Origin of the sequence: Corynebacterium gallinarum, from assembly GCF_014837045.1 — a bacterium.
GTDB lineage: Bacteria > Actinomycetota > Actinomycetes > Mycobacteriales > Mycobacteriaceae > Corynebacterium > Corynebacterium gallinarum.
In genome coordinates, this window is record NZ_JACSPR010000009.1 from 1 (window position 1) to 11,792 (window position 11,792).

Genomic DNA, 11,792 nt, shown 5'->3' on the forward strand with positions numbered 1-11,792 from the left:
AGCATCGGTTTCTAGCTCGTGATGGTCCGTGAGGTCGTTACGCTGCTTGTTTTATCGAAAGGGCAGATACACCACTCGGGTGGACTTGACCGAACAGGACCCAGGGGGCACGGTCGAATCACAAGAATCTGCCGCTGGCACTGACTGAACCGGCTGGTCATGGCATCGGCCGATCGCGTGGAGGACTGTCGAGCAAGATTCATGCCAGCGTAGACGGGCATGGTCGTCCCTTGTCCTTGGTGGTTACCGGTGGGCGGCGACACGACGGGATGATGCTTCCAACCGTGCTGAAAGACATTCATGTTCCCTGCCGCGGACCGGAGCGTGCCAGGTCGCGTCCGGATACGGTCTTGGCCGACCGTGGCTACGCGACGACGGTGATCGTCGTGGTCATTCTCGAAGCGCGTGACAGTGTCGCGGCCCGTCAAGGTAAAGGTAGTAAGGGTGGGCGCCAGCCCGCCTTTAATGCGCAGGCCTACCAGGGCCACAACGTTGTGAAGCAGACGTTTGCCTCGGCCAAGCAGTGGCGTGGCCTGGACACCCGCTATGACAAGCTCACCGTAGTCTACCGTGGAGCCGTGGTCCTCTGTGCCGTGATCACCTGACTCAGGGTTTTTAGAAGACATGTCCTAGTGCCCCGCGCACCCGCTCGATTTCATCCGGCCCCATACGATCAGGTTTACTCCCGCAGGCACCCCGCCATAAGAGCTAACGAAGTACTACTAGGGATCCATCCATAGCTCGCAGTCAACTCCTTCAAATATGCTTCAGATATGACAAATCTGACTTCGCCCACCACTAAATTTCTCGATGAACTAGAACTCATCATGAAAACTGCCTACGAAGAATTTTTCTTCCAGGGATCGGAGCAGGAAGCTGTTGAAGTAGGGGAGAGATTAACAAAACGAACTCGCTCACAAATGGTGAGAGGGATGTCCCCAGAAACCGTCCAAAGAGTGACGAAGATGTTGGGCCAACGAGCCAAAATCGGGAGTTTTCTCAAAAATGTAACAGAAGAAATATCACCGCTTGACGACCTAGCCATGCTAATTACTTACGCAATCCTCCCCGATCGAGATGAAGCACGGCGACATGCCTCGAGAATTTTTTACCGCGCTGGGGATCAGTTTATTGCGGCGAAAGACAAAAAATCTGCGGCAATCTCCTTCACGAATTCTGCGCTGTGCACTTTAGAACTTTTTTATCCGACCAAAGACGAACTCTGGTCAGCACACAAAACCCTGTCCACAACACGTGAGTGGCGCCAAAAAGGCAGCGTTGACTCTGCCTACAATAACTTTCAGCTCTCATTGGCGACGAAAAAATTAGTGGATATGGGGGAAATATCCCCATCACCTGAAATATTCCAGGAGATTTTACGCGGGTTTGATAGAGCACATCAGCTATTCCACAAGCATGACCATGCTTTTGATGTCGGAACCTACCACCGCAATATTGTCGAGACACTTACTACCTGGCTTAACTGGCAGAGATCCATCGCAGAACGAGATCTCGCAAATTCCATTCCTGAACTTGCCCCCCTTCACAACCAGTGGCCTGCCGCCAGTAATCAACAGCTGGTTTCGACGCTTCGGGTTAATCCTTCAGTCTTAGGATTTGATCAGACCCCTGCCTGGGTGCCTCAGCAGAGCACAATCTTGAGCCAATCCATTGATCAGATTCCCCACTTCGACGACCGCCTTGACGCCGCCAGGAACTTTGCCTACTCCCATCCCGACGCTACTGATGAACTCGAACTCGGCATCAACCGACTACGAGGTATTTTGGCGCCGCTTCGAGGACAACCGCCATTACCTTTCGATGAATTAGATGCCATATGGGCCACCAAGGATTATGAAACCTATGTGAGCCGTGGGCTTCAGGAACTTTCGATTTCGGCGACAGCAAAAGAAACCTCGCATAGATATGGACAAGCGCTTTCTCGCATCCGTGAAGCGATCCTTTCTGTGAGGTTAGCGTGGCCAGAAGAACGGCTACATGGGCTTCTCCGCCGCTACCCTGAAGAACTCCGCTTCGCGGCATGTGAACTCGGAAGGTTGCAACAATGGGAGGACGCTTTTCACCTCCTCGAATTAACCCGAGGTCTCATCGCCAGTAATAGTGCTTCTCTCATGCACTCTGGTGAGAGAACCTCAGCTCCGGAGGATGAGTTCATGTGGATTCACTTGACCCACAGTCCCACTGGCACTTACGCAATTTGTGCCCAGAGCGGTAGGTACTTTGGCGCGGAATTTCCTCAGCTCTCTGGCTCGATTCTTGCACCCCTTTTCAGTGGATTCCATCCTCCGGGTCTGCTTTCCCCCGGGGGGTCTCGCGAAACCCGTCGAGATTCCGTAGTTAGAATCTCCGCAGTCCTTATTCCTGTTGTGGAATGGATTTTGAACCAGAAATCAAAAACGGTAGTGCTGCACCCCGGCGGCTACTTCCAAGCGTTCCCCATATGGTCAGTGGGGCCTATGCCTGGTGCCATTGAGCGAGGTGACATCTTCCTTTTTCAGGTGCCGTCACAATCCCTCTCGGCGACTAAATCGAATCCGACAGCCCCAGGCAAGAACTCTCTCTCTGTGCAAGAGGCAGCTACAGTTGCCTACCAAAATCCCCTCCCTCTGGCCGAAGAGGAATGCTCGTGGATTGTAGAGTCAGCGCCACCAAGCTTGGCGTCTTCCCTGGAAACAGCAACGCCAGGATCTATTCTTCAAGCAGGGAGGGACAATGACTTCGTTCATTTCGCAGGGCATTCATCTTCCCACTATGATCCATTACAATCTGCACTCCACACTTATGCTGGACCGCTTACGGTGGAAAAGATTCTCAGCAGCCCTGCAAAAGCTCAGCTAATAGTCCTTGGTTCCTGCGAGTCTGGCCTGCCTCAGAACTTCCAGCTACAAGATGAGTATTTAAGCGTCCAGTCTGCTTTCTGGTACTCCGGCGTTAGTTACGTAGCTGGAACTCACTGGTCCGTAGGCGACCGCGCGGCCGCAGAGTTCGCTACAGCCTTTTATGGCATGCTGTTCGATAAAATTTTTGAGGATGATTTACCAGTAAGTCATGCCATTTATCTGAGCTGGGTCAAAGCAGTAGGCACCCTACGAGAGTCGTTTACTGACCATTTAGATTGGGCTGCCTTCAGTCTCGTGGGTAATCCCATTGATGGTCTTTCAAATTAGGATCCATTCAGCACTAGTGATACTTCGTTAGGTGTCTCTGAGCGAGGCCTCTACTGCTATCGAGCAGGCCTCACCTAACGAAGTACTTCTAGGGCGTGTACACGAAGGAAACGCTGTCATCTAAATAAAGTTCCTCTGCTGAGAGCGCCTCGGCAATTCGTTCCCGTACCACTGTGTCGGTGAGGTCCAGCCCGTGAATTACGCCGTCGAACATTGACACGGCCTCCATCCGGAACCAGGCGTCGGGATGAGCTTCATAGAATCGCACCAGGCCCCTTATCTTGGGCAGCGCATCGGCCAGGTGATGGCCATGCGGATCGATCAGCGAAGCCCTCGTCTTGCCGTTAACCTCCTCCAAGAAAATGAAATCTGGACGTAGCCGAGCCCACTCATTCATGGAGTTCTGGTAGGCGATCGACAGCGAGGTCTTAGCGTCCCCAGCGTTGCTGAATATTCGCTTTGTTGGGGTCCAGCAGTAGTGCCTTCAGGGGCCACTGCCTTAACGGGCCCTTCCGGATTTAGAGTGCGTTGATCTTGGCCTGGAGTCCTCCGGAATGGATCAGTGACCGCAATCAATATGTAGTGGTTGAGGTTCCGGAAGCCCAGGGCGATGCCACGCAGGTGTTCGAGCCTGCCGTTGATCGCCTCAACGGGGCCGTTGGACGCACCGGTGTCGAAGTAGGCGAGGATCTCCGCCCGGCGTTTCCACATCGTCCGACCCAACTGCCCCAGCTCCTGCACCCCGCCGGGGAGATCCTTCCGGATTCGGCACATGACCTTGTACATCCATCTCTTCCCGACCCGACGGTCGGGATGTTCATACGCTGCGATGATGTCCTGATACGTCCAGTGAGTGACATCCACAGCCGTGTGCTGTTCGTCGGCGAACACCGCGTCCAGCTTCGTTTTCTGTTTGGCGGTGAGCAGACCCATCCGGGTCAGCAGTATCCGACGCACCCCGTACAACGGGTCACCTGACCTGCCGCGATGCCCACAGGTGTCCTGCTGGATCCGCTGGCGGGTCATAGTCAGCTTGTCGGCAGCCAGATGCACGACGTGGAAGGGGTCCATCACCTTCCGGGCCTTCGGCAGCTGCTCGGTGGTGGCCGAATGGTAGCCGGCGAACCCATCCATGGCCACGACTTTCACCCTGTCGCGGAAGGACTTCTCCCGGGAGGCAAGCCAGCGACGCAGCGCCTCAGCGGACCGTCCCGGGACCATGTCCAACAATCTCGCTGGCCCGGTGCCGTCCACGTTCGGGGTCAGATCGACGATGACGGTGACAAAGCCGGGACTACCGTCGCCGCGGCAGTGTTTCCACTTGTGCTCATCCACACCCAAAACCCGCACGCCGGCCAGATGGGTGGGATCGGCGTAGACGAGATCCCGGGCCTGATCTAGGGCTACCTGGTTGACCAGGTCCCAGCCGATGTCCAGCGACTTCGAGATCGCACTGACGCTCATGCGGTCGATCGCGAGGCGTTGGAGAATCCAGCGGGTGCAACGGGTGGTCAACTTGGCTTTCGGTGCTGCGCAGACCAGTTGCTGCTGGAAGATCTTGGTTCCACATCCGGTGTTGGGGCAGGTGAAGCGTGGTAGCCGGATCCGTAGCCGGGTGGGATGCCCCACGACGGGCAGGTCGACGAGTTCACGGATCCGGTGATCACGCAGGTTCCCTTCCATCCCGCAGGCCGTGCACGAGGGGTCCACGGTGACCGGGCGGCAGGTGATCCAGGTGTGGCGGTCATCGATGGCGGCGCCTGTGATGGTCAGGCCGAGTTCGACGGTTCGGATGATGGTGTCGGCGACAAGGTTGCCAGTAGTAGGCTGCACAGTAGGGTCCTGGTTCGGTCAGATGGAAGCGTCGTAACTCTCATCTTGTACCGGCCAGGACCTCTATATGTTGTGCCACCCCGAAACCCACCTTGTGGTCAACTACGCACTCTAAATCGTGAAGAGCCCCTTAACCCTTCGGCCTATGACGTCGGTTGCGACACGTCAGAGTGATACTTCGTATCCTATGAAAGGAAGGATGCTGATGCAATGTTAGGCAGATGGCTCTTTTCTTTTCTCTAGACTTGGGGCCCGACCCCCGTTTAGATCGTGGGGTCGTCTTCAGCCGTCTACTTCTTCTTGGATGCGAGGTATTCGTCTCTTGAACGTTGCTCGTACAGGTTAAACAGGTGGGAGATGATGTCTTTTTCATCGCAACCCGGTTCCAGGCCGTAGGCGCGTTCCACAGCCTCGTCTAGGGCAGTGTGAGCTGCAAACAGTGCGGGATAAGCCCATTCTTTACCAGGCTTGTACATCTTGTCGAACGTCATGGATTTGTCTGTTTCCAGCTTGGCACGCTCGTCCAAGGCTGCCTGTGCAAGGTGCGTGATTTCTTCCCGCTGCGCCTTAGTCACAGTGGGCCAGACGTAATTGTTATAGACCAGGGTGTTCGCGTACCGAAAATCAACCTTTAGCTTTCCGCCAATTTCGTTCAGCCACGTGTTGTGAAAGCGACTGGTCAAAATGCCAAAGTCATAGATAGTTGCATTAGTCAGGAAGAACACCAGGTTACTAGGCAGCGTATTGTCTTCTATGAACCCCATGGGGAAGTAGCGGCGTGCTCCGGAGGTAGCGGACGGTACGACAAGGAACGGCTCCCCGCCAGGGTCACCGACATAAAACATCTTCCAAGGTTTGTCACGAAGGGCATATGTTCCTTTTTGGGAAGATTCTGCTCGTTGGACGCTGACTTGCTTTAGGCGATCAGCAAGTACCGGAACATCTGCTACTTCCGGCAGGTCAGACTCCTCAATCCAGAGAATGTATCTATGAGTACTGTTGGTCAGCTCGGTAGCGCCGAGGTACTTGCGGAAGAACTTCTTAGTGTCGGGGTACTTTTTCAACACCGCCGCATATTCATCCACTGTGAACGTCAGGGCCTTACCTGCAGGCTTAGTGCCGTTGATAAGCGGCGGCACGTTGTCCAGTGGTGTGCTGCGTGTTTCTATGAACATGTTCTGGTGATCAACCAGGTATTCATTAATTCGCGCGGCCTTGGTCATCGAGATTTCCTTACCCGAGTAGTCCCACAACCATTTCTCTTTACGATCTACGTAGGAGAAACCGATGACCACTACCATCACAGACGCGCCTTCGCGGCCCTCGGTTTTCCAGAGGAATGAGCGGTGCGCAAAATTGAACGTGAGGCCGGCTTCAAATAATGGCTTCCACAGCGGGGTGACCTGGACGCCTTGGCAGATGGAGTTGGTGGCTACCAAAGCGGCTTCGATTTTCGTGCCGTTCATGTAGTGGGCAGCAGCCTTGAACCAACATCCCACGTAATCAATGCGACTGGCCTTGTCCTTAAACCACAATGCTCGCTCAGCCTTAAGCTTCGGGGTCATCTTGCCAATGAACGGCGGGTTCCCGATGATATAGCTGCACTCACTCGGCGGCAGTACGTCTTCCCACGGAACTAATAGCGCATTGCCCTTGACGATGTGGGCGCTGTCGCGCAGGGGAAGATCCTCTATGGAGCGAGTCACGATCATCTCGGTCTCCATATTGGCCTGCAACTCTGCGATCCACAGGGCGGTCTCGGCGACGGAGACAGCGAAGTCATTGATCTCGATACCGTGGAATTGCTGCAGGTTCACCTTCACAGGAGACTCAGCTACATCCTCGAAACCAAAAGAAGTCTGGCCCGCCATGAGCTGCGTTAACACCACGTTTTCGAGACGGCGCAGACTCATGTACGTCTCAGTTAGGAAGTTACCCGAACCACAGGCGGGGTCGAAGAACTTTAAGGAAGCCAGCTTCTCTTGATACGCATTCAGTGACCGCGTCCGTGCCCGGTATTCCTTGCGGGTGCCGTTCGGCATCGCCACGATATCGTCAAGTTCGGTCTTGAGAGCGTCTAGGAACAGAGGGTCGATAACCTTATGGATGTTCTCAGGGCTGGTGTAGTGCATGCCGCCCTGGCGTCGGATGTCAGGATTCAGTGTGGATTCAAAGACGCCACCGAAGATGGTGGGGCTAATCTTCGACCAATCGGTCCCGGCGGCGACGCGGGTCACTAACAGCTCCACGATGTCCTCAGTAAAGCTGGGGATCTCTACATCATCGACAAACAGGCCACCATTGACGTAAGGGAATTTCTTTAGCTCCTCGTCATACTTATCCTGCTCTTCGGTAGGGGTGTTCAGGTGCTTAAACAGGATGCGCAGTGACCGTCGAACTGAATCAGGGTCTTTGCCTGCTAGGTAGTTATAGAACGCATTTTTGGGGAAGATCTCGGCATCCTCCGCGAAGAGGCAGAACACGAGACGGACGCTGAGCACATTTAGCGCGTGCTGGCTCTCATCTGAGTCCGGATCGTCATATTGCTCGAGCAACTTGCCGTAAAGTTCACCGATGAGCTCACCGGCTTCCCATGACACTTCACGCTCGAACTGCAACCGTTTAGTTGTCGGATCCACTAAGAAGTCGAGATGGTGAAGATTATTGGCTAAATCATCGACCTGAAAACTCGTGTAATTCTGCTCGGGGTAATCCACATCCAGGTTGTGAATGCGGATCTCGTCAAAATTGCTCACCACGATCCATAAGGGACGATCACTATTCCTTTGGGCGTTGGCGTAATTACGTGCCTGTTCAAAGGGGGTGACCGATTCCCCCTGGCGCAATTCCTTCTTATCTAGGTTTACGCCTCGTGACTTTTGCTCAATGAACGCCTTCGCGTCAGGTACCTTGGCATCAATGTATCCCCCGTAATTGGTTTGCTCCTCAAAGAAGATGTATTGAGTAGGCCGGGGCATCTCCAGGACTTCGTTGGCTAGCTCCAGCCAAAATGATGCGGCTTGTTGCTTCTCCCCGCCAGGCTCCTTAGCCCACCTCTCGGCAAACGCGTGGGCAGCTTTCTTACGTTGTACGGAGTTCATCGAGCGGAAATCTCCTTATCGGGGAGGGGTATTGAAGTGGAAATCTAATTTTAGACCGTTCACGCAGAGGCAGCCGCAGGGGTTGGGAAGGGGGCAGCAGCGCTAAGAGCGAGGCAGTCCCCAGCTGAGCCCCATCAGAGAAGGACTGTCTCGTCTATTAAAAAGAATTAATAAGGTAGCCGCGCTGACTACCGTGTTTTCATTTCGCTTCACAAGTGCTGGCAGGCCAAGATCAACGCATGCTCGTTCCGGAAGAGCCGTTTTGAGAGTGCTGTTGCAAACAGCGAATTTCGGCTGCGCCCGATTCAGGGAACCGCAGTTCACAGCAGTCGGAAGATTGGGGAGACGGGCTCAAAATGCGAGTTCGCAACAGCACCGGAATATCGCAAGACTCCATCCTGGGAAGTGGTATGACTTCAAGATCCCAAGCTTCTTGCGGTCGCTTTCTGAGATATGCTATCCCGACCATCTGGTAGAAGCATAGGGGCACCCCGGATAGCGCCCGGCGGTCAGAAGCCCGTGGTGCTTCCCCAAATATCCCGGGTTTCACTGGGGAAACAACACTTCTCAGCAGTGAGAATGCACAACGGCAGAGAGTGTCTCGTTACTGATGGGAAAGTTTGAGAAACATGCCCCATATGGGGGTGATTCCCCTCGTTATGTCCTTTCGCGTGCGCCTCCGTCACTCGCTCGCCGGCAATGCTCGTCCATCTCGAGTCGTACGTTCCCACCGCAATAATGGTGGGGATACGGCCCTGAGGTCACGGGGATCTTGGCCAATCTCCTGCGTATGGCACTAATCCGTCTCTCGATTTTAATCGATACACCATTGACAGTTGCGTATACGCAACGAACAATGAGGGTGCGAGATGGCAGAACACTCCTTATCCGACGACAGGTCAGCGCGCAGCACCCTTTATCTCGTTAGTTGTGATTTCCTCACCCCTATGTGGCGGCTGCTCACAGTGATGGCGTCCCCCACAGGAAGAAAGGTATCTGGCCACCATGTCCCCTCATCACTTCACCGACGCAGATTATGCCCGGATCATCATGAACTACACGCCTGCGAGTGTCCGGGCAGAAGTGTGGGCAGATACTGAGGACTTCGTCCGGAGCGTCGTCCGCTCGCTGGGGATCGACGCAGCAACAACCAGCCGCGATACGTTGCGCAACATACTCAGTGCCGTGGCCAAACTTTCCGCTTGGGTCTGGACCCGTTACGGGGCCGTCAGTCTGGAGACGGTCTTCCATCCCAGTATTATCGGTGACTACTTTGAGTCCCCCGAGACTAAGCCTCTGAGCCGTACGACCGTGGGTACGCAACGCTCGCTGCTCATGCGTATCGGCGAAGCCGTGAATCCGGAATGGAGTGCTGACTTTCAGCATCCGGTGACCTACGAGCCTGCACTGGCTGCCTACGGCACACGCGACATCCAGCGCTTCACGGACTGGGCCAGTAGCCAGCCTACGTCCCAACGGCGGGAAAACTTCCACACCGTTCTGAGTCTCACCCTCGGAGCGGGGTTGCGCGCCGGCGAGATATGTACACTGCGTGCTAAAGATGTCTGCCGTGACCCCTTTGGCATCATCGTTCATCCCCATGGTTTCCGTGGGGCGCCCCGACGGGCTGTGCCGTTGCACCTGTTGTTTCATCAGCATATCGATGCAGTGCTGGAGCAGCGGGGTTTTGACGACTACATCTTTCGTCCGGGGCGTACCAATGAGAATGTGGGTCAGCTCTCGGCTTATCTGCGCCGAGCGACGCTGTCCACGGCGACCGCAGCCCCGGATGCAAGGCGACTGCGGAATACGTGGATCAAGTCGCGCATCCTCAGTGGTGTCCCCGAAGACGTGATCTGCGCCGCTGCCGGGTTGAGGAGTTTAGCTCAGTTTGAGGAATATGTCCTTGAGGCCGGACGTTCACGAGCACAGAACTTCCGGTTCATGCTCCAGGGTGGGCGTAGTCCTACTCCTCCCGTATGTGAGGTATATGGGCCTTAAGCGCAGGAAATATTGAGGCTCATAATTCTGTCCAATGAGTTGCGGATACGCAATTTAGTGTTTGGTTGTTAAATGGTCCGACTCCTACTCATGTCGGTATTGCGACTGCTCAAAGGGTATGAACAATGAATAATTTATTAATAAATATTATATGTATCACGCGTGTGCCTAGAAATGGTGTCCTGCCAGCAGGTATGACGAAGGTATGGAATGTATATTTTCACCACATCTTCGCTCGGTTCCCGTCTCTGATGCGCCTAGCGCAGGGGCGCTACCCGGCGGGTGGACCGCCGAAACGCTGGACATCATGATCCGGCCACAGGGTTCGTCCACACGCCTGCTCGATCTCAGCGATAATAGTCGCGGTTGGAATCAGCTGACCTCGGATGATGCGCGTAATTGTGGACTTATCCCGGTGAATACGTCTGGCCAGTGCGGCACTGCTGGCTACTTCCCCGGAGTTGATCAACTCTCCAATGGTCCGGGCGAAGTCCTGGAGTTTGAGCATTACAGGATCAGTGATATCGGTGGCATGAGGCCAGGCGGGGTGGCGGCGGATAGGGGCATTGTGGGGGATGCTACCCCAGGGGTCTCGCGGCGTGCTCGCCATCACCTTCAGCCTCCGAATGGTACCGGACCTCAACAGCGCCTACGGCGCGACAAAACGAAGCAGGTGATGGTCCTGATCGACATGCTTCATAAAAAATATGACATTCTCTCGAGCAATAAAAATACGCGAAAAAGTCAATATTCACATTTCATAAAATATATTACGTGGCTCCACGAATATTACGGATTCGATATCGAACTCTCGACGGCGTTACCGTACATCGCTGATCACGCGGCGGTGCAGAATTATATCGATATTCACGAGGGGCAGAAGAAGTCGTCCAGTCTGCAACAGGAACTCAGGGTGCTCACCCGCCTGGTCCGGCGCCTCGATAAATGCTCTGACGGTGTTCCATTATCTCATGAGTCCGTGAAGCGCTGGACCCCGGAACCTTATGGTCTGGGGCAGCCGCCGCAGTCTCTGCCATACACAACACGCGAGCTGCTCGACGTTGTGGACTGGGTCAACGCTCAACCAACACCCTACTCACAGCGTCGCGCAGCCGCGATCGTCGCTCTCGCCCTCGGTGCCGGCGTCACAACGGGTGAAATGATCGGCATCACCTACGACGATGTGATGGCCCACGAGCACGCCATCATTGTGTTTACAGGCGGTGCCCGAGGCACGTGGAGTCGCCATGTCCCCGTGACTGCACCTTGGGACACGGTGCTCTCAGACGTCATTCATTACAGACCATCCGGTCACACGGACTCCTCTCCGATCGTCGCACCGCAGAGCGGGACGATTACCCGACAACGACCGGCCATGGTCGTCACGAACTTTATCGACGCCAGCAGGACGGTATCCGGCCACGGTCGTGCCCCCGTTGTCAGGCGGTTACGACACACATGGGTGATGGGACATGCCCGTCACCGTGTTCCCTTTGAGCTTCTTGAACACGCCGCTGGCATCACACGCGGTCTCGACCGGGCCTACAGACACACCATCATCTCCACCGGCGTGATGAGTGAAGACGAATACGATGCCTGGCGACATGACCCTGAACCTGCTGCTTACCCGCCACTGATTGCGCTGTAGCACCCGACGCACCTGAGATAT

7 protein-coding genes and 1 pseudogene are annotated in these 11,792 nt (G+C 55.0%); 4 read left to right on the forward strand and 4 right to left on the reverse strand.

Annotated elements, in window-relative coordinates; genetic code table 11:
- Positions 1-164 precede the first annotated feature (164 nt).
- Positions 165-605, forward strand: a complete 441-nt coding sequence (locus tag H9627_RS11460) for a transposase (protein WP_318247789.1) — start codon at positions 165-167, stop codon at positions 603-605.
- A 168-nt stretch (positions 606-773) separates the two neighbouring features.
- The gene (locus tag H9627_RS11465; protein ID WP_191734179.1) at positions 774-3,188 is read left to right on the forward strand and encodes a CHAT domain-containing protein; all 2,415 of its coding nucleotides are present in this window, start codon (positions 774-776) and stop codon (positions 3,186-3,188) included.
- Positions 3,189-3,276: 88 nt separating this feature from the next.
- Here H9627_RS11465 and H9627_RS11470 read toward each other — a convergent pair whose 3' ends face one another.
- From H9627_RS11470 to H9627_RS11480, 3 genes and pseudogenes are all read right to left on the reverse strand, one after another.
- Entirely contained in the window at positions 3,277-3,585 is a 309-nt protein-coding gene (locus H9627_RS11470) for a hypothetical protein (RefSeq protein ID WP_191734180.1), read from the reverse strand.
- A gap of 121 nt (positions 3,586-3,706) precedes the next feature.
- Positions 3,707-5,021 (reverse strand): annotated as a pseudogene (locus H9627_RS11475) (ISL3 family transposase).
- A gap of 290 nt (positions 5,022-5,311) precedes the next feature.
- Entirely contained in the window at positions 5,312-8,122 is a 2,811-nt protein-coding gene (locus H9627_RS11480) for a class I SAM-dependent DNA methyltransferase (RefSeq protein WP_191734181.1), read from the reverse strand.
- 1,005 nt (positions 8,123-9,127) lie between these two features.
- Here H9627_RS11480 and H9627_RS11485 point away from each other — a divergent pair.
- Positions 9,128-10,123, forward strand: a complete 996-nt coding sequence (locus H9627_RS11485; protein WP_191734182.1) for a site-specific integrase — start codon at positions 9,128-9,130, stop codon at positions 10,121-10,123.
- A 271-nt stretch (positions 10,124-10,394) separates the two neighbouring features.
- Here H9627_RS11485 and H9627_RS11490 read toward each other — a convergent pair whose 3' ends face one another.
- Positions 10,395-10,631: a helix-turn-helix domain-containing protein gene (locus H9627_RS11490; protein ID WP_191734183.1), complete on the reverse strand. Its 237-nt coding sequence runs from the start codon at positions 10,629-10,631 to the stop codon at positions 10,395-10,397.
- Between the two features lie 168 nt (positions 10,632-10,799).
- Here H9627_RS11490 and H9627_RS11495 point away from each other — a divergent pair, with 168 nt between their 5' ends.
- On the forward strand, positions 10,800-11,771 hold the full coding sequence (locus tag H9627_RS11495; RefSeq protein WP_191734184.1) for a site-specific integrase: 972 nt from the start codon (positions 10,800-10,802) through the stop codon (positions 11,769-11,771).
- Positions 11,772-11,792 lie beyond the last annotated feature (21 nt).